The sequence below is a fragment of the Oerskovia sp. USHLN155 genome (genome assembly GCF_037145535.1).
GTDB lineage: Bacteria > Actinomycetota > Actinomycetes > Actinomycetales > Cellulomonadaceae > Oerskovia > Oerskovia rustica.
The window spans coordinates 39,623-58,079 of sequence record NZ_JBBCXG010000004.1 but is presented as its reverse complement, the minus strand read 5'-3'; the positions used below and the strand labels follow the sequence as shown (position 1 = coordinate 58,079).

Sequence of the window (18,457 nt, the reverse complement as noted above, 5' to 3'; positions counted from 1 at the left end):
TGCGACACACCCGGCGAGTCGTGGCCGAATCATGCACTCAGCGCACGAGGCGTCAGTCGGACGGCGCGTAGGCGAGCACCGCGTCGAGCAGGCGGACTGCAGCGGCCTTGTCGAGCGGGTTGTTGAAGTTGCCGCACTTGGGTGACTGCACGCACGCCGGGCAGCCGTCCGCGCAGGGGCAGCGTGCGATCGCGGCCCGGGTCGCGCGCAGCCACGTCGCGCCCAGGTGGAACCCCCGCTCGGCGAAGCCCGCACCGCCGGGGTACGCGTCGTACACGAACACCGTCGCCTGCTCGGTGTCCACGTGCATCGCGGTCGAGACCCCGCCCAGGTCCCAGCGGTCGCACGTCGCGAGCAGGGGCAGGAGCCCGATCGACGCGTGCTCGGCCGCGTGCAGCGCTCCCGGCGCGGTGTCGGCGTCGATGTCCGCGGCCTCGAGGACCTCGGCCGGGACGGTCCACCACACGGCGGTCGTCGGGAGCGTGTGCTCGGGCAGGTCGAGCGGTTCGGTGCCCAGGATCTGCAGGTCCGGCAGGCGCCGGCGCTGGAAGCTCACGACCTGGCTCGTCACCTCGACAGGGCCGAAGCCCCAGCCGATGGGTCCCCACCAGCGCTGGATCGCGGGGTGCGCGGTGTCGTTCGGGGACGTCCCCTGCGGGACGGACGGTTGGGGCCCCGGGGTGGGCTCCGCCGTCGGGCCGTCGCTCGGGGCGTCGACGGGGTCCGTGGCAGGGACCGCCGCCGGGGCCTCGCCCGGCTCCTCGTCGCGGACGCCGTGGATCGCGATCTCCGTGACCGAGCGCGACCACGTCCCGAAGTCGACGTCCCGGCGGGCGACGAGCGCGACGCCGTCCCGCAGGTCGAGCGACTCCACGACGTAGCTCACGCCCTGGTGGACGTAGACCGCGCCGTCGTGGACCGAGCCGTCGGCCGAGGCCGCGTCGACCGTGCCGAGCAGGCGTCCGGTGCCGGCCTCGACGACGCGCACGGGCGAGCCGCCCGAGCCGCGCAGGTCCGTCATCGCGGCAGCCGACCGAGCGTGCGTCCAGTACCACCCGGACGCCCGACGGCGCAGCGCACCCCGTGCGACCAGCACGCCCAGGAGCTCGGTCACCGCGGCGGCGTCGCCGAACTGGGGGAGGTCGGACTGCCGGAGCGGGACCTCCGCGGCGGCCGCGCACAGGTGCGGCGCGAGGACGTACGGGTTGGCAGGGTCGAAGACGGTGGCCTCCAGGGGCGCCGCGAAGATCGCCTCGGGGTGGTGCACGAGGTAGGTGTCGAGCGGGTCCTCGCGCGCGACGAACGCGACCAGGCCGTCTGCCCCGGCGCGCCCCGCACGCCCGGCCTGCTGCCAGACCGACATGCGCGTGCCCGGCCACCCCGCGATGAGCACCGCGTCGAGGCCCGAGATGTCGACCCCGAGCTCGAGCGCGTTGGTCGTCGCGAGGCCGCGGATCGCGCCGCTGCGCAGCGCCTGCTCGAGCTCCCGGCGCTCCTCGGGGAGGTAGCCGCCGCGGTAGGCCGCGACGCGGCGCGCGAGCTGGGGCGAGACGACGCGCAGGTGGTCCTGGGTCTGGGTCGCGACGGCCTCGGCGCCGCGGCGCGAGCGCGTGAACGCGAGCGTGCGGGCACCTGCCGCCGTGAGGTCGGCCAGGAGGTCCGCGGCCTCGGCCGTCGCGGACCGGCGCGGACGCTCGGGGGAGTCGCCCGGGGTCGCGGGCTCGTCGGGGTCGCTCGTCAGGCCCAGCTCGTCGTGGGCCGTGGGGTCGATCAGCAGGGCCTCGGCGAGGGCCGCGTCGGCTGCCGGGTCGTTCGCCGCCGCCGCCCTGGCCTGCGCGGCCTCGTAGCCCAGGACCTCGGGTGGCTGCCACAGTGCGAACGTCTTGCGTCCGGCCGGGCTCGTGTCGGCGTCGACCGTGACGATCTGCTCGGGCGGGACCCCGATGAGCCGGCCCGCGCTCACGGCGGGGTCGGCCGTCGTGGCTGACGCGACGACGAACGTGAGGCCCCGAGCGGGTACGTCGTCAGCAGCGGGCCGGACGATCCCCCGGCGGGGCGCCGACGACCCGGGGCGGGACGTCGCGGGCGCTGACGCGTAGTGCGTCGCGAGCCGTGCGAGGCGCCGCAGCACCAGGGCCACGTGCGCCCCGAACACGCCCCGGTAGGAGTGCCCCTCGTCGACGACGACGTAACGCAGGTTGCTCAGGAAGCGTGTCCAGCGCCGGTGGTTGGGCAGGAGCGCGAAGTGCAGGAAGTCGGGGTTGGTCAGCACGACGTCCGCGTACTCCTGCACCCACTTGCGCTCCTCGAACGACGTGTCGCCGTCGCACGTCGAGACCTTGACGTCGTTGGCGCGCGAGGCGTCGAGGAGGCGTTGGAGGCCGTCGACCTGGTCGGCCGCCAGGGCCTTGGTCGGGCTCAGGTAGAGGACCGTGCCGCGCGTGCGGGCGCTCTCGATCCGGCCCGGGGCCAGGGTCTCGGCGGCGCGGTCCGCGCGCACCGCGGTGAGCGCGGGCAGCCAGAACGCCAGCGACTTGCCCGAGCCGGTCGACGTCGCGAGCGCGACGTGGCGCCCCGACCAGGCGGCCTCGGCGGCCTCGACCTGGTGCGACCACGGGCGCTCGACGCCCATCGAGCGGTAGCCCGCGACGAGCGACGCGTCGGCCCAGCCGGGCCAGTCCGCCTGCTGCCCGGGGCGACCGGGCAGGTGCTCGACGTGCGTCAGCCGGTCGGCACGACGGCCGCCCGCGAGCAGGACGTCGAGGAGGGCACCGGGCCGGTCGGAGAAGGACTGACGGCCGCTGCTCGTCCCCGGACGTCTGGCGCCCGCCGTGTCGTCCGACGCGGCGTCCGGTTCCGGGGTTCGCGACGGGCTGGGCACGTCTCAGAGTCTCCCACCTGGCACCTGCGGGCGCCGAACCGTCGAGCGGGCGCTGCCCCCGAGGGCGACGAGGTAGAACGTTCCGCGCGACGTAGTGCGCGAGGGGTTCTACCTCGCGCACTACGTTCTACCGCGGTGACGCGGTGACGCGGTGACGGACGTCCGCCGGTCTCAGCCGGCGAACACCTGCGCGATCGCGCGGGACAGGTAGTACGGGTCCGCGACGGCCGTGAGCTCGCGCGCCGAGTGCATCGAGAGGATGGGCGCGCCGACGTCGACCGTCCGGATGCCGAGGCGGGTCGCGGTCAGCGGCCCGATCGTCGAACCGCACGGCACCGTGTTCTCCGAGACGAACTCCTGGCTCGGGACCCCGGCCGCCGCGCAGGCCGCGGCCCAGGCCGCCGCCCCGTGGGCGTCGGTCGCGTACCGCTGGTTGGCGTTGATCTTGAGGATCGGGCCACCGCCCGCCACGGGGCGGTTCGCCGGGTCGTGCCGCTCCGGGTAGTTGGGGTGGACCGAGTGCCCGACGTCGCTCGACACGCACAGCGACCCGGCGAGCGCGCGGTGCCGGTCCTCGTCGCTCGCCCCGGACCCGCCGCTGATGCGCGACAGGACGTCCGCGAGGAACGGCCCGCTGGCCCCCGAGCGCGTCTCGCTGCCGATCTCCTCGTGGTCGAACGCCGCGAGGACCGCGATCGGCGCCTCGCCGCCCGGGGGCTCGGTCGCGGTCCCTGCCGCCACCTCCAGCAGCGCGACGAGTCCTGCGTGCACCGAGAGCAGGTTGTCGAGCCGTCCCGACGCGAGCAGCTCCTCGTGCGCGCCGAAGATCCGCGGCGCCTGGGTGTCTGCGACGACGAGGTCGTACCCGCCGACCTCTGCTGCCCGGATCCCCGCGTGCTCGGCGAGGAGCGCGAGCAGGTCGGCGTCGGGGGCACCGAGCGCCCCGAGACCCCACACGGGCTGGGTGTGGCGCTGCTTGTCGAGCTTGAGGCCGTCGTTCGCGGCGCGGTCGAGGTGGATCGCGAGCTGCGGGATGCGGAGCAGGGGGCCTGTCCGCACGAGGTGGCTGCGGCCGTCGAGCGTCACGAGCCGCCCGGCGAGCTCGAGCTCGCGGTCGAGCCACGAGTTGAGCAGTGGCCCGCCGTAGACCTCGACGCCCGCCTGCCACCAGCCCTCGCGGCCCGTGGTCGGCCTGGGCTTGAGCTTGAAGCCGGGGGAGTCGGTGTGCGCGCCGAGGATCGCGAAGGGCGTCGTCCGGTTCGCGCCCGCGGGCGTGACCCACGCGATGACGGCACCGTCACGCACGACGACGTAGCGGCCCCCGGCGGTCGGGTGCGGCCAGGCGTCGGCCTCGTCGAGCAGTGTGAAGCCTGCCTCGAGGGCGCGGCGTGCGACCTCGTGGGCCGCGTGGAACGACGAGGGCGAGGCCTCGACGAATCGCGCGAGGTCCTCCGCGTGGGCTCGCGCCTGCGGGGACGGGCCCCGTGGGGTGGCGGCCACGGGGGAGGTGGGACGGGCGGGGGCGGGGGCTGCGTCGTCGGGCATGGGTTCATTGTCCGCCCGCGAGCGGGGCCGGGTAGTAGCGTGAGTCCCCCCATGAGCCCGTCAGACGTCGTGTCCACCCTGCGTGCAGCGGGGTGCGTGTTCGCGGAGGAGGAGGCCGACCTTCTCCGTTCGGCCGCGACGTCCGCGGCCGAGCTGGACGCCATGGTGGCGAGCCGGGTGGCGGGCCTGCCTCTGGAGCAGGTCCTCGGTTGGGCGGAGTTCTGCGGGCTGCGCATCCTGGTCGAGCCGACGGTGTTCGTGCCGCGACGACGCACGGAGCTCCTCGCGTCGCTCGCGAGCGGGCTCACGGGCGAGCGCGCGACGGTCGTCGACCTGTGCTGCGGCACGGGCGCGCTGGGGGCGGTGCTGATCGCGAGGCACCCGGGCATCGACCTGCACGCCGCGGACATCGATGCCGCCGCGGTGCGCTGCGCCCGCCGGAACCTTGATGGACAAGTGTACGAGGGCGACTTGTACAACGCCCTGCCGGCGCGGCTGCGCGGGGGCGTCGACGTCCTCGTCGTCAACGCCCCCTACGTCCCGACCGGCGCGATCGAGACCATGCCACCCGAGGCGAGGATCCACGAGGCCCGCGTCGCGCTCGACGGCGGCCACGACGGCCTCGACGTGCACCGCCGCGTCGCCGCCGAGGCGTCGGTCTGGCTGGCCCCCGGCGCCCACCTCCTGATCGAGACGAGCGAGCGACAGGCGCCGGTCGCGATCGGGCTCTTCGAGCGTGCGGGACTTCAGGCGCGCGTCGAGACCGACGACGAGCTCGGGGCGACGGTCGTGATCGGCGAGAAGCCGTAGCGCCTCGGGACGGGGCCGTCCCGCGCAGGCCCGGCCCGTAGAATCAGGGAAATGCAGTGCCCTCACTTCGACGCCCACGAGTGCCGTTCGTGCACCCTCATGGGCCAGGGCTACGCCGCGCAGCTCGCCGACAAGCAGCGGCACGCGGGCGAGCTCCTCGCGGCACACACCGACCTGCGGTGGGAGCGACCGGTCGCGAGCCGCGAGTCGGGCTTCCGCAACAAGGCCAAGATGGTCGTGGGCGGCACGGTCGAGCGCCCGACGCTCGGCATCCTCGACGGGGGCGGACGCGGCGTCGACCTCCAGGACTGCGGCCTCTACCCAGCCGATCTCCAGGCCGTCTTCCCCGTCCTCGCGCACTTCGTCACCCGGGCGGGCCTCACGCCCTACGACGTGGCGACGCGGCGCGGCGAGCTCAAGAACGTGCTGGTCACGCAGTCCCCGGACGGCGAGCTCATGGTGCGCTTCGTGCTGCGCTCGCAGGAGCCGGTCTCTCGCCTGCGCAAGCACCTGCCGAGCCTGCTCGACGCGCTGCCGCAGGCGCGCGTGGTGTCGGCCAACATCCTGCCCGAGCACAAGGCAGCGCTCGAGGGCGAGCAGGAGATCCTCCTGACCGAGGCGGACACGCTGACCATGCGCGTCAACGGGATCGAGATGCACCTGCGTCAGCAGAGCTTCTTCCAGACCAACACCGAGGTCGCCGCGGCCCTGTACCGACAGGGTCGCGAGTGGGTCGACGAGGCCGCGCCGGACAGCGTCTGGGACCTGTACTGCGGCGTGGGCGGCTTCGCGCTCCACTGTGCGACGCCTGGTCGTGAGGTGGTCGGGATCGAGTCGAGCCGCGAGGCGATCGTGAGCGCCGAGCGCAGCGCGGCCCAGGCCGGGCTCGACGACGTGACGTTCACGGCCGGCGACGCCACGGCGTTCGCCCTCGCGGCCCAGCACGTCCCCGACCTCGTGATCGTGAACCCGCCGCGGCGCGGGATCGGCGCCGAGCTCGCGGGGTGGCTCGAGTCCTCGACCGTGCAGCAGGTCGTCTACTCGAGCTGCAACGCGGTGTCGCTGGCCCGCGACCTCGCTGCCATGCCGTCGCTGCGCCCCGTGCGGGGCCGCGTCCTGGACATGTTTCCGCAGACCACGCACTACGAGGTCATGGTCCTGCTCGAGCGCACGGATCAGGCGCCGGTCTGAGGCTCGTGCCGCGGGGCCGTCAGCGGTCCAGCGCGGTGAGCCGCTCCGCCGCTGAGAGCGCGGCGGCGGCGAGCGCGGCGCGCAGACCGGTGAGGTCGACGGGTGTCCCGTCGGCCGTCCGGTCCGGCACGCCGGGCAGGAGGTCCGCGGCGGACGGGGGCTCGGGGACGTCGGGAGGTGTCGGTAGCTCGCCGAGGGTCCGCCGGCCCGACGGCGCAGCGCCCGTTCCCTCGTTGCTCGCCGGGGCGCCGGTCGGGTCGGGCGCGCTGTCCACCGACGGGTCCGGCGGCTCGGCGGCCGGCGCGGGCGACGAGAGCCCGCGCAGCGCGTCGAGGACCTGCTCGCGGGACCGCCCGCGCAGGAGGAAGAGCACGAACGGGTCGGCGTCGAGCAGCCAGCCCGCCTGGTAGCTCAGCGCTGCGGCGTGCAGGCAGGGGAGGTCCCAGGTGGGGCAGTCGCACTCCGGTTCGAGGTCGCCGATCCCCGGGAGCAGCGAGATGTCGGCGTCGACCGCGGCGGCGACGACGTCGCGGGGCATCTCGCCCGAGAGCAGCGCTGCGAGCCGCCCTGACCGGGACGCGAGGATGCGCAGGAACCGGTCCCACTCGTCGTCGGTCAGCGGTTCGAGCGAGACGACCGTGTGGTACATCTCGCCATCATCATCTTGTACACGCGCCTGGACGGCTCCTGGGCTGACCGTGATCGACCCCACGCGCCCCGTCCGGGCGTAGGCGCGCCCCTTCTTGAGCGGCCCTGCGTCCAGGGCGAACTCCTCCATCGACCGGACCCAGGCACGTGCCCACCACGACTGGCCACGCCGGACGGCCCCCTTGGTCGCGGTGCCCGTCGGGGGGAAGGCGGGGAAGCCCACGGCGCTCACGGGCGCCTCCTCTCGTCGCCGCCGGGCGTTCGTCGGTCACCCTCGGCGGCAGGCACGTCGCCCTCGGCGGCCTGCGCGTCGCCCTCGACGCTCCGCAGGGCGACCAGCTCGGCGAGGTCGGCGGTGCTCAGCTCGGAGATCGCTCCCTCGACACCGCCCGCCCCCAGCACGGCGTCGGCGAGCTCCCTCTTGGACTCGATCATGCGGGCGATGTGCTCCTCGATGGTTCCTTCGCTGGTCAGGCGGTGCACCTGGACGGGCCGTGTCTGCCCGATCCGGTACGCCCGGTCGGTCGCCTGCTCCTCGACGGCCGGGTTCCACCAGCGGTCGAAGTGGATGACGTGGTCGGCACGCGTGAGGTTGAGCCCGGTCCCCGCGGCCTTGAGCGAGAGCAGAAAGACGGGCGGCATCCCTTCGGCCGCCTGGAAGCGAGCGACCATCTGCTCGCGCTGCGCCACGGGCGTCCCGCCGTGCAGCAGCATCGTCGGCACGCCGCGCCGAGCGAGGTAGGACTCGAGGAGCCGGGCCATCGCGACGTACTGCGTGAACACGAGGATCGCGCCCTCCTCGGCGCGGACGGTCGTGACGAGCTCGGTGAACGCGTCGAGCTTGCCCGACCTCCCCGACAACCGAGGATCCTCCTCGTGCAGGTACTGCGCCGGGTGGTTGCAGATCTGCTTGAGGTGCGTGAGCAGGCCGCCGATCATGGCGCGACGCCCCATGCCCTCGGCCCGGTCGATCTCCGCGAGGGCCGATCGCACGGCATCCTCGTAGAGCCCGACCTGCTCGGCCGTGAGCGGCACCACCTGATCGGTCACGGTCTTGGGCGGGAGCTCGGGCGCGATCCCCGGGTCGGACTTGCGCCGCCGCAGCAGGAACGGCCGCACCAGGCGCGCGAGGCGTTCGGCGAGGACCGGGTCGCGGGTCCCTTCGATCGGGTCGGCCCAACGCCGCCGGAACTGCCCGCGCGTGCCCAGGAGGCCCGGGTTGAGCCAGTCCATGACGGCCCACAGCTCGGTGAGGTTGTTCTCGACGGGCGTCCCGGTCAGCGCGACGCGGGCCGCGGCGGGGATCGTGCGCAGCGCCTTCGCGGTGCCGGACCCCGGGTTCTTGACGTGCTGCGCCTCGTCCGCGACGACGAGCCCCCAGCGGTGCGCCCCGAGCACGGGTGCGCTCCGCGAGGCGTCCGACAGGACGGTCCCGTAGGTCGTCAGCACGAACCCGTCGTCGACCCCGCGCAGGTCGCGTGACGCACCGTGGAATCGGCGCACCGCGACCCCGGGCGCGAACCGGCGGATCTCCTGCTCCCAGTTGCCCAGGAGGGAGGCGGGGCACACGACCAGGGTGGGCCCGGTGGCCGTGGCGCCCACCTGTGGCGGCGCGGCGTCGTCGGGCCGGGAGCGGTGCAGGTGCAGCGCGATCAGCGTGATCGTCTTGCCGAGTCCCATGTCGTCGGCCAGGCACGCGCCGAGCCCGAGCCCGGTCAGGCGCGCGAGCCAGCGCAGGCCGTCGAGCTGGTAGTCGCGCAGCGAGGCGTTCAGTCCTTCCGGTACGACGACGTCGCGCGCCGGGCTGGGGTCCTCGAGCTCGGCGCGGAGCCGGTCGAGCCACGGCGTCGGCGTCACGACCAGGTCGTGGTCGCCCACGCGGGCCACGCCCGTGAGCGCTGCGGAGACGGCGTCGAGCGCGGAGACGGGCTGGGCCGTGCGTCGGGTGGCCGCCTGCGCCGCGGCAGGATCGGCGAGGACCCATCGCCCGCGCAGCCGCACGACGGCGGAGCGCCCCTCGGCGTGGACGCGCGCCAGGTGCTCGCGCTCGGCCGCGGTGAGGCGGACCCCGTCGAGCGTGAGCTCGTGCGTGAGCGTCATGGGGCTCGACAGGGAGCCGGACGACGCGGAGGCGCCCCCGTGCGCGCCGGTCCGCAGCAGGGCGGGGAGCGCGCCGACCGCGTCGGGGGCCTCGGTCGGTGAGAACACCGCGACGGACCGGACCTGACCGGCGAGGCTCGCCGGCCACTCGACACCGACGCCGGTCGCGGCAAGCGCTGATGCCCCTTCGGCGAGGAGCTCGCGCACGTCGGCCGGGGCGAGGACGAGGCAGTCGGGGACCGGCCGGTCGAGCAGCCCGTCGAGCGGGGGCCAGGCGTGGGCTCCCGCACGCAGCCGGACCAGGACGTCCCCGACCGCCTCGCGGGCACCCGTGTCGGTGCGGGCGGACGCCCACAGCGCGTCCGCCGTCCGGGCCCCGTCGCGCCCGCGGACGACGACCGTCGCGAGCCAGTCACGGACGGCGAGGTCACCGTCGACGGACGGTTCGTCACCCTCGGCGGACGGGCCGCCTCCCTCGGCGAGCGGGCCGTCGTCCGGCAAGGGTGCGAGCCGGAGGGTCACGGTGACGCGAGGGTCGAGCAGCGCGGCGGCGTCGTGCGCCCATCCGGCGAGCTCGGCGTCGGCTGCACCGGGGGTCTCGTGCGGCGTCGTGTCGCCCGACGAGCCCACCAGCAGGCCGGCGGGCCCCTGGGGAACGTCGGCGGTCGTCGCGGCGCGCCGGACCCACGCGTCCGCGACGGCATCCATGACCTGTCGCACCGTGCTCGTGCGTGCCGCTCCGTGCATCGCGACGCCGTCGGTGCGCGTCCCGTCGTCGACGACGCGGTCCGCAGGCGTCCCGGTCCCGGCGCCGAGCGCCTCCGGGACGGCGACGTCGTCGGGCATCGCGTCCGCGAGGGCGTCCACACGGTCGAGGGCGGCGCCGTCGAGCGGGCCGACCCGCCAGCCCGCGCGGCCCGCGTCGAGCACGGGCACGAGACGACCGGCCGCGACGTGCCCGAGGGCCTCGGCGCACACTGCTCCCCAGAACACGTCGGCGGGGCTGCCGTCGCCCGCCGCCCAGGCGTCGAGCAGTCCGTCGAGGAGGTCGTCGGGCACCACCGCTGGTTCGTCGCTCGCCGGGTGGCCGACAGTTGGGCGTGGCGCTGGTCGCGGCACAGGGCCTCTTTCCTGGTGCGTCGTACGTCGATCTTCCGAGCGATCAACGTACGATGTACGCAGATCATTCCCGACAGGTCGGGCATCCGTCGAGCCCCTTCGATGATCCCCGATCGCTCACGAGGAGGCAGCCCGTGCCGACCCCGACGTCCCCCGCGACCCCTCGCGACCCCGCGCGCACCCTCGCGCTCCTGTGGGGCCTGCACGCCGACCGTGGCGCGAGGGGACCCCAGCAGTCCCGGACGCCCGACGAGGTGGCGCGGGCCGCCGTCGGGCTCGCGGACTCGGAGGGTGCGCTCGCCGGGCTGTCCATGCGCAAGGTGGCCGCCGAGCTCGGGATCGGCACCATGTCGCTCTACACCTACGTCCAGAACAAGGACGACCTCGTGGACCTGGTCGTCGACCGCGCGTACGGCGAGCTCTACCCGCAGGGCGAGGCGCGGGGTGCCACGTGGCAGGACCGGCTGCGGTCGGTGGCCCGCGCCAACTGGGACCTCTTCGCGGCGCACCCCTGGCTCCTCGACATCGACCTCGCGCGCCCTGTCCTCGGGCCGGGCGAGACCCGCAAGTACGACGTCGAGCTGCGGGCGATCGAGGGAGTCGGCCTCGACGACGTCGCGATGGACGCGACCGTGACGCTCGTCGTCGGGCAGGCGACCACCGCGGCGCGCCGTGCCCGCGCGGCCCGCCTCGCCCACGAGGAGAGCGGGCAGACCGACGACGAGTGGTGGACCGCGAACGCCCCGCTCCTCGAACGGATCAGCGAGATGAGCACGTTCGCCGTGGCCGGGCGCGTGGGCGCCACGGTCGGCGAGGCGCAGCAGTCCGCGTACTCGGCCGAGGCCGAGCTGGAGTTCGGGATCGACCGCATCGTCGCGGGCGTGCAGGCTCTGGTCGCGTGAGGGGGGCGCAGGCCGCCCGGACAGGGCCCACGAGCCGGCTCGTCACGGTCGCTCAGGTCCTCCTGACCCTTGCCGGGATCCTCTACGTGGGCGTCGTGCTGGAGGCGGCCGCCGGGTGGCCCCTCGACCCGACCCGTTCGTACCTGTCCGAGCTCGCGGCGCTCGACCAGCCGACGTCCGCGCTCTTCCGGGGGACCGATCTCGCCGCGGGCGCGCTCGTGGTCTTCGGGCTCGCGGTCCTGGGCGTCGCGTACCGGCGTCGGCGCGCGGCCGGGCACCCGGCAGCGACCCCCGTGCAGCGGGTCACGTTCTGGGCGCTCGTGGCGTTCGGGCTCGCGACCATGGCCGACGCCCTGCTGCCCCTCGACTGCGCGCTGTCCGTCGGGACCTGCGCCGCGCGCGAGGAGGCGGGAGCCGTGAGTGCTGCCCACCACGCGCACACGTTCTCGAGCGTCGCGTCGGGGATCGGCTCGTTCGTCGCGAGCGCGGGGATCGTGTGGCTCGCGCGGGCCCGACGTCGGACCCCCCTCGGGCTCTCGGCCCGCCTCGCGGGCGCCCTCGGGCCGGTCCTGGGGATCGTGACCGGCACGATCGGCATGTTCGGCAGCCCGTTGCCGCTCGGGACGGGGATCGCGCAGCGCGTACAGATCGTCGCGTTCTCGGTCGTCCTGGTGCTCGCGGTGCAGGTCCTGAGGATCCCGCAGCGCCGCTCGCGCCCCCGGGAGGACCGCACAGCGGAGGTGGGGACCGAACCCACAGCCTCCTCCGAGGCGAGTCCCAGGGACGCGTGATGGACTGGGCTCCATGACGACGGCGACCCCGCCCCCCACCACGTGGGTCATCCTGCCCGGGCTCCTGCTCGCCCCCTCCGACATGGAGCCTCTGGCGCGCGTCGTGCGGGAGCAGTTCCCGGCCGCGACCGTGCTCGTGCTCGACTCGTGGGAGACGGCGGTCACCGCGCCCGTCGCCGCGATCCGGGCGTCTCTCGGGCTGGAGGGGCGGCACGCCCCCGCGAGCATCGGCCTCGTGGGGCACAGCGTGGGCGGCCTCGCAGCGATCGAGTGGGCGCTGACGCACCCCGAGGAGCTCGGGGCCGTCGTGCTCCTCGACCCGACGGCACCCTTCCTGCCGCGTCGCCCCGAGCGGCCCGCCCCGGTCGGGGCGACGCTGTTCGCGGAGCGGCTGCTCCACGCGGGCGGCACCCTGCTCGCGCGCTGCGGGGCGGTGACGAGGCGCGGGCCCGCGCTGCGCCGTCGGGCCTGGTACGACGGGACGCACCGCCCCGACCCCATGCCCGACGACGAGGCCGCCCGCCGCTACGGCACGCCCGAGGCGTGGCGACTCCTGGTGGGGCAGTACGAGCAGAGCTGGTCGCAGGCCGAACGCGTCACCGCCCTGTTCGCCGGCCGCTCCGACGCGCTCGACCGTCTCGCGGTCCGCCCCGTCCAGCTCGTCGGGTGGGGGAGCCGAGGGCAGGGGCCGTTCCTGCGGGAGGAGCGCGAGCTCGGGGCGCGCCTCGGCGCGAGCGTCTACGGGCTACCGGGCGAGGGACACATGTTCCCGCTCACGAGGCCCGACGTCGTCGCGCAGGTCCTGCGAGGAGAGGTCCCGGACGGGGCGCTCGCGCCCGACCGGGACGCGGCGTTCCGCTGAAGGACGGCGGCTACCAGCCGGCCGCGTACTCGAAGTGCCAGGGCTCGGGCTTGGACCCGTTGGGACGGGCCCACGCGGGGTTGTCCCACCCGTACAGGGGGGCGTTCGAGCGCAGCCACTTGTACTGGGCCGAACCGGGGCTCGATGCCGGCGCCGCAAGATCGATCGCGAGGCCCCAGCCGTGGTTCGAGGTCCCGGGGACGGCCGCGAGGCCGGGCTTGGCGGCCCGCGTCGAGACCTGCTCCGAGTAGGACCGGTACGTGTCCGTGAGCGGGATCGACGTGCCGAACCGCTGGGCGTAGGCCGCGGACAGCTCCTCGAGCATCGCGGCAGCGTCGCAGCGCAGGGACTGGCTCGGTGCGAACGACAACGACGTGAGGGCCGACGCCGGGATCTTGCCGTTGGAGAAGTTGGCGGACCCGCACTGGTCGAGCAACGTCGCCGCACGGGTTCGACGCTCGGCCGCGAGCTCTGCCGGGGTCGCGGGGGCCGGCGTGACGACCGACTGGGACGTCTCACCGAAGTCGTTGAGCTGCATCGCCACGTTGTTCATCGCCTGGCCGAGGTCCGCGGTCGTGAGCGGACCCGTGGCCGCACCCTCGTCCTGCGTGACCGTCGTGTCGGCGACCTCGGCGCTGTCGGCGAGGGACGTGCGCTCGTTCGAGCGGGACGCGCGCTGCGAGCCCTCGCTGCGCTCGGCCAAGATCTGGTCCTTGAGGGCTGCGAGCTCCGCACGCGCGGTCTCGAGCTCGTGCGTGGAGGCCGAGGATGCCTCGGCACGTGCCAGGAGGGCCTCCGCCTTGGCGATCATGTCGTCCTGGGTGGCGTCCGCCTGCCCGGCGAGCGTCGTGGTGTTCCCGCCCTCGTCGTCCGCGAGGTCGGCCTGCTGCCCGCCGGGGGCGAGGTCGCCCGACGCCGTGCCGGGGATGATCATGGGCACGCACGCCAGGGCACCGACGAACGCGGCGCCCGTCGCGGCGCGTGCCACGAGACGCGAGCCGAACAGGGTCCCCCGGGCCGGTGTCGCGGGGGCGACCGGGGTGGAGCCGGTCGCGGGGCCGCCCGACTTGCGCTCACGCCGGCTCAGCGGCGGGAAGGTCGGGTCGGTGGTCGGAGCGGCGGGCGCATCCGCGGCGGTGGTGACGACCGGCGTGGGCGTCGAGCGCAGCGGCGTCGGGGCCGGGACCAGGACGACGGGGATCTCGCCCGACGGTGTCCGGAGCGGCGCGGCGGGCTCGGGGGCCGCGCGCAGGATGCCGGTCGGCGGGAACGGAGAGGTCCGAGGGGCAGCCGCCACGGCCGCTGCCGGTGCGACGACCTGCGGCGCGGGGGACGTCACCGGGGTCGCCGCCGTCGGCACGGGGAACGGTGCCGGGCGTGCCGCGGTCTGCGGCACGGCGAACGTCGCGGGGCGCGAGCTGCTGGTGTGCCGGTGCTCGACCTGCAGGTGGTCGACGTGGGGGCGTCCCTCGAGTCCGGCCGCGGCGAGCTCTCGCGCGCGAAGCTCGGCCTGACGTTGACGCCGCGTGGGGGTCGGCGCGGCGCCGTGCGGGCGCTGCTGGACCGGTGCGGACGTTTCCACCTGACGTGACTCCTGTGCTCTGGGACGGCCTCCGGCTGGAGGTCGGTACCGACTTCGTGGTGCGGGAGCCAGTGGTCGTTGCCGTCCGTCGTGCGCCCGATCGCGGCCTACGTTACTCGTTCGTTATCGACAAGTGTGACGCCGTCGGCCCCCGAGACGGCCGGGGCCGCACGGTGGTGCGGAAAACTCGTCCGATCCCGCCGTCGTCCCACGTTCGTCCCGTCCTGCGGCTGGCCGACGCGTGTCCGGTACGTCATGGTTGGTGCGGACCGACCCCCGACCGGGACGAGGGATGACGATGCTGTACCTGTTCGCCGTGGTCTTCGGGGCCGCGACGGGAGTGGTCCTCGACCACCTCAAGCAGCAGCGCGCCACGACGGCGATGCTCGCGCTCGTGCTCGCCTTCGGCGCCGGGGGCGGGGCCTTCGGTGCGGTGGCGGACGCGCCGTTCGCGGTCGGGGCCGCACTGGTCTCGCTCGGGCCCGGGATGATGCTCGGCGCGGGTCTCCGGCGCGCGGCCACGCGCTGACCGCGGGGCCGGTGACCGGGCCCGGACCGGGTCAGCCCCGCCCCGACGGGCGGACGAACGGGAACGCGAGCGTCTCGCGGATGCTCGCCCCGATGAGCATCATGTAGACGCGGTCCACCCCGATCCCGAGCCCGCCGGTGGGCGGCATCGCGAACTCCAGGGCGGAGAGGAAGTCCTCGTCGACCTCCATGGCCTCCGGGTCGCCCGCCGCGGCGAGCAGCGACTGCTGCGTGAGGCGGTTGCGCTGGTCCACGGGGTCGATGAGCTCCGAGTACGCGGTGCCCAGCTCGGCGCCGAACGCCACGAGGTCCCACCGCTCGGCGAGCCGCGGGTCGCGGCGGTGGGTGCGCGTCAGGGGCGAGGTCTCGAGCGGGAAGTCGGTGTAGAACGTCGGCTCGACCGTCTGCCCCTCGACGAACGCGTCGTACAGCTCGGTCACGATCGCCCCGTGCGTCATGTCCGGCGTGAAGTGGACGCCCTTCTCCTCGCAGATCGCCTGGAGCGTGGCCATCGGGGTGTCCGGGGTGACCTCCTGGCCCACGGCCTCGGACACCGCCCCGTGCACGGTGCGGACGGGCCACTCGCCGTCGAGCCGGACCACGGTGCCGTCCGCCCGCCGCGAGACCGGCTCGCCGTGCACGGCGATCGCGGCCTCGACGATGAGGTCGCGCGTGAGCTCGCGCATCGTCGTGTAGTCCCCGTACGCCTGGTACGCCTCGAGCGACGTGAACTCGGGGTTGTGGGTCGCGTCGACGCCCTCGTTGCGGAAGTTGCGGCCCAGCTCGAAGACTCGCCCGACGCCGCCGATCGCGAGCCGCTTGAGGAACAGCTCGGGCGCGATGCGCAGGTACAGGTCGAGGTCGTACGCGTTGATGTGCGTCGTGAACGGCCGGGCGTTCGCACCGCCGTGCACGCGCTGCAGGATCGGGGTCTCGACCTCGATGAAGTCGCGCGCCGCGAGCGAGTCGCGCAGCGACTTCACGGCTGCGCTGCGCCCGCGCAGGATCTGCGCCGTCCGGGTGTCGAGGGCCAGCTCCATGTGCTTGAGCCGCACCTTCGCCTCGGCGTCGGCGAGCCCGCGGTGCTTGTCGGGCGGCGACGTGAGGGCCTTGGACGCCATCTGCCACGCGTCCGCGTGCAGGGACAGCTCGCCGCGGCGGCTGCGGGTCAGGTCGCCCGTGACGCTCACCTGGTCGCCCAGGTCGACCGCGCGGCGCCAGAGCCCGAGGTCTGGTCCGGGCCGGTCGGCCGTGAACATGACCTGGATCTCGTCGACGCCCTCGCGCAGGTCGGCGAAGATCACGCCGCCGTGGTCGCGCAGACGCACCACACGCCCGACGACGGACAGGTCGCCCTGGGCGGCCACGTCGCCCGGTGCGGTGCTCGCCCCGGCCGGTGCGGCGCCGTCGGGCCCCGGAGCGTCCTGCGACCGGCCGAGCGACGTGCCGCGTCGCACGGCCTCCGCGATCGAGACGGTGCGCGGGACCGAGACGGGGTAGGGCTCCATGCCCGCCGCGCGCAGCACGCCGAGCTTGGCGTGGCGCGTGGCCTGCTGCTCGGTCAGGCGGCGCGTGGGCGCCGAGACGGTGAGCAGCGCGGTCTCCTGGGCCCGCACGGCCTCGGCGAACGCCGCGGAGACCTCGGGGCGGTGCAGGTCCGGCGACCGGTCGCGGCGGTGGAACAGGTTCGGGGTGTTCGGCAGGAAGCCCTCGGCCTGGCCCACCGCGAAGATGACCTGCGTGAGCTGGCCCGCGTTCTGGAAGCACAGGAGGCGCGGCTTCCAGTCCGGCAGGTACTTCTCGTTCGACTTGTACAGCGAGTCGAGCTGCCAGAACCGCGACGCGATCAGCAGCAGGCGGCGGTTGAAGCGTTGGATCGGGGTCGCGCCGATGCGTGCCCCCTGCTCGAACGACCCGCGGAACATCGCGAAGTTCATCGAGATGCGGTCGACGCCCATGCTGCGCCCGGCGGCGACGAGCTCGGTCACCATGAGCTCGGTGACCCCGCTGACGGCCTGCGGGTGGCGGCGCATGACGTCGAGGGACAGACCACGGCGGCCCCAGGGCACGAACGACAGGAGGCCCCGCGGGTTCCCGTCGGCGTCGTGCGCGGAGACGATCATCTCGCGCGGGTCCGCGGCGTCCCCCAGACGGCTCAGCGACATCGAGAAGCCGCGCTCCTCGCCGTGTCGCCACTCGTCGGCGGCGGCGACCAGGGCTGCGAGCTCGTCGGCCGGGATCTCGGCCTGGCGGCGGACCAGGACCCGGTACCCCTCGCGCTCGGGGCGTGCGACCGCGTGACGCACCGACCGCATCGCCGGGCCGTCGAGCGTGAACGTCCGCGTGTTGATGATCGCCTCGTCGCCCAGCGCGATCGGGTGCAGGTCCACGGCCTGGAACGCCTTGGCGCCCAGCTCGCTCGTCGACAGCACCGCGGGCACCCAGCCGAAGCGGCGTGCGTGCGCGCGCCACTGCTCGATCGCGTCGGGCCAGCTCGCCTTGTCGCCGATGGGGTCCCCCGCCGCGAGGCACACGCCGGAGATGACCCGGTAGGTCACGGCCGCCCGCTGGTCCTGGGAGAAGATCGCGCTGCGGTCCCAGCGCGTCGCGAAGTACTCGAGCGAGTCGTCGCTGGGGTGCTCCAGCAGGAGCTTGCGCACGGCGAGCTCGTCGGCCGCCTCGACCTTGGCGTCGTGCGGGGCCGAGCGCATGAAGACCGCGATCGCGAGCACCAGGGCGAGCGCCGAGATCAGACCCGCGACGAGGGCCAACCAGCCAGGACCCGAGCCGTCGGCGTGCAGCGGGTAGTCGCTGGGCTTGAGGCCGAGCGCGACCGACAGGCTCCAGTTCACCCGGTTGCGCATCCCGTGCAGCGTGTGGGGGAAGACCTCGAGCAGCAGGAGCGTGAGGAACGCCGAGACGGCGACACCGCCCACGAGCACCAGGATCGCCCGCCACCACGCACCCTTGCTGACCCGGGCAGGGAACGCGGACCGGGCCGCGATCAGCAGGACGACCGCCGCGACGGCCACGACCCACGACGCGATCTCGAGCGGTGAGAGCACCAGGCCGTCCGCTCGCAGCGCCTGCTTGTCCTCGTCGAAGACCCACAGCAGGCCCACCGCGAGCCCCAGCACCGCGACCGGGAACTGCCACACGATCACGACGAACCACAGGGCCGCCCGCTGCCGGCGCAGGAGGCCGCTCGCGATCACGCCGACCAGGACCACCGAGAAGACGCTCGGGAACGTGGGGATGTTCAGGACCGCCAGCCAGTCGCTCACCGTCCGCACGAAGCCGGGAGCGAACAGCAGCAGGATCAGCGCGAGCACGAGCCAGAAGGCCACGGCCTGCACGATCCTCCCCGCCCACGAGGCGACGGTCTCGGCCCAGGGTGGGGCGGAGGTGCGGGACAGGGAGGTCGAGCGGGGCATGCGTGCTCCTCGGTGCAGGTCGGTGCACTCATTCAAGCGCAGGAGCGGTGGATGCGAGAGGTGG

The 18,457-nt window shown here is 74.5% G+C and carries 12 protein-coding genes; 6 read left to right on the top strand and 6 right to left on the bottom strand.

The features are described 5' to 3' along the window. Window positions 1–52: 52 nt before the first annotated feature. Both WFH32_RS06560 and WFH32_RS06555 read right to left on the bottom strand, forming a co-directional pair. Complete coding sequence (locus WFH32_RS06560; RefSeq protein WP_336706820.1) at window positions 53–2,755, bottom strand: DEAD/DEAH box helicase; 2,703 nt, start codon at window positions 2,753–2,755, stop codon at window positions 53–55. Between the two features lie 297 nt (window positions 2,756–3,052). Continuing rightward, a complete protein-coding gene (locus WFH32_RS06555; protein WP_191795836.1) occupies window positions 3,053–4,426 on the bottom strand; it encodes a M18 family aminopeptidase in 1,374 nt (457 codons plus the stop codon). A 51-nt stretch (window positions 4,427–4,477) separates the two neighbouring features. Here WFH32_RS06555 and WFH32_RS06550 point away from each other — a divergent pair, with 51 nt between their 5' ends. Both WFH32_RS06550 and rlmC read left to right on the top strand, forming a co-directional pair. Next, window positions 4,478–5,236: a putative protein N(5)-glutamine methyltransferase gene (locus WFH32_RS06550; protein WP_191795837.1), complete on the top strand. Its 759-nt coding sequence runs from the start codon at window positions 4,478–4,480 to the stop codon at window positions 5,234–5,236. Window positions 5,237–5,287: 51 nt separating this feature from the next. Then, window positions 5,288–6,427, top strand: a complete 1,140-nt coding sequence (rlmC, locus tag WFH32_RS06545; protein ID WP_336706625.1) for a 23S rRNA (uracil(747)-C(5))-methyltransferase RlmC — start codon at window positions 5,288–5,290, stop codon at window positions 6,425–6,427. Window positions 6,428–6,446: 19 nt separating this feature from the next. Here the strand turns inward: rlmC and WFH32_RS06540 are convergent, their stop codons facing one another. Then, window positions 6,447–7,307, bottom strand: coding sequence for an SWIM zinc finger family protein (locus WFH32_RS06540; RefSeq protein ID WP_336706623.1), 861 nt, complete (start codon window positions 7,305–7,307; stop codon window positions 6,447–6,449). Next, complete coding sequence (locus tag WFH32_RS06535) at window positions 7,304–10,237, bottom strand: DEAD/DEAH box helicase (protein ID WP_336706622.1); 2,934 nt, start codon at window positions 10,235–10,237, stop codon at window positions 7,304–7,306. The genes WFH32_RS06540 and WFH32_RS06535 overlap by 4 nt, the downstream gene beginning before the upstream one ends. Before the next feature lie 191 nt (window positions 10,238–10,428). Here WFH32_RS06535 and WFH32_RS06530 point away from each other — a divergent pair, with 191 nt between their 5' ends. From WFH32_RS06530 to WFH32_RS06520, 3 genes are read left to right on the top strand one after another with little or no spacing between them, the layout of a single operon-like run. Further along, window positions 10,429–11,196 carry a TetR/AcrR family transcriptional regulator gene (locus tag WFH32_RS06530; protein ID WP_336706621.1) on the top strand — a complete coding sequence of 256 codons (768 nt, stop codon included), beginning with the start codon at window positions 10,429–10,431 and terminating at the stop codon, window positions 11,194–11,196. Beyond that, entirely contained in the window at window positions 11,193–11,987 is a 795-nt protein-coding gene (locus tag WFH32_RS06525; protein WP_336706620.1) for a DUF998 domain-containing protein, read from the top strand. The genes WFH32_RS06530 and WFH32_RS06525 overlap by 4 nt, the downstream gene beginning before the upstream one ends. A gap of 13 nt (window positions 11,988–12,000) precedes the next feature. Next, window positions 12,001–12,849 carry an alpha/beta fold hydrolase gene (locus WFH32_RS06520; RefSeq protein ID WP_191795843.1) on the top strand — a complete coding sequence of 283 codons (849 nt, stop codon included), beginning with the start codon at window positions 12,001–12,003 and terminating at the stop codon, window positions 12,847–12,849. A 10-nt stretch (window positions 12,850–12,859) separates the two neighbouring features. Here the strand turns inward: WFH32_RS06520 and WFH32_RS06515 are convergent, their stop codons facing one another. Next, window positions 12,860–14,431: a M15 family metallopeptidase gene (locus tag WFH32_RS06515; protein WP_336706618.1), complete on the bottom strand. Its 1,572-nt coding sequence runs from the start codon at window positions 14,429–14,431 to the stop codon at window positions 12,860–12,862. A gap of 292 nt (window positions 14,432–14,723) precedes the next feature. Between WFH32_RS06515 and WFH32_RS06510 the strand changes: the two genes are divergently transcribed. After that, window positions 14,724–14,960 (top strand): hypothetical protein, encoded by a 237-nt coding sequence (locus WFH32_RS06510; protein WP_191795845.1) that lies wholly within the window; start codon window positions 14,724–14,726, stop codon window positions 14,958–14,960. Window positions 14,961–14,991: 31 nt separating this feature from the next. On the opposite strand, the gene lysX is transcribed toward WFH32_RS06510, so the two are convergent. After that, window positions 14,992–18,393: a bifunctional lysylphosphatidylglycerol synthetase/lysine--tRNA ligase LysX gene (gene lysX, locus WFH32_RS06505; protein WP_336706617.1), complete on the bottom strand. Its 3,402-nt coding sequence runs from the start codon at window positions 18,391–18,393 to the stop codon at window positions 14,992–14,994. Window positions 18,394–18,457 lie beyond the last annotated feature (64 nt).

Bases quoted from the DNA above. Each gene is read 5' to 3' on its own strand.
- WFH32_RS06555 (WP_191795836.1), bottom strand. From the start codon at position 4,426: ATGCCCGACGACGCAGCCCCCGCCCCCGCCCGTCCCACCTCCCCCGTG.
- WFH32_RS06550 (WP_191795837.1), top strand. From the start codon at position 4,478: ATGAGCCCGTCAGACGTCGTGTCCACCCTGCGTGCAGCGGGGTGCGTG.
- rlmC (WP_336706625.1), top strand. From the start codon at position 5,288: ATGCAGTGCCCTCACTTCGACGCCCACGAGTGCCGTTCGTGCACCCTC.
- WFH32_RS06520 (WP_191795843.1), top strand. From the start codon at position 12,001: ATGACGACGGCGACCCCGCCCCCCACCACGTGGGTCATCCTGCCCGGG.
- WFH32_RS06510 (WP_191795845.1), top strand. From the start codon at position 14,724: ATGACGATGCTGTACCTGTTCGCCGTGGTCTTCGGGGCCGCGACGGGA.
- lysX (WP_336706617.1), bottom strand. From the start codon at position 18,393: ATGCCCCGCTCGACCTCCCTGTCCCGCACCTCCGCCCCACCCTGGGCC.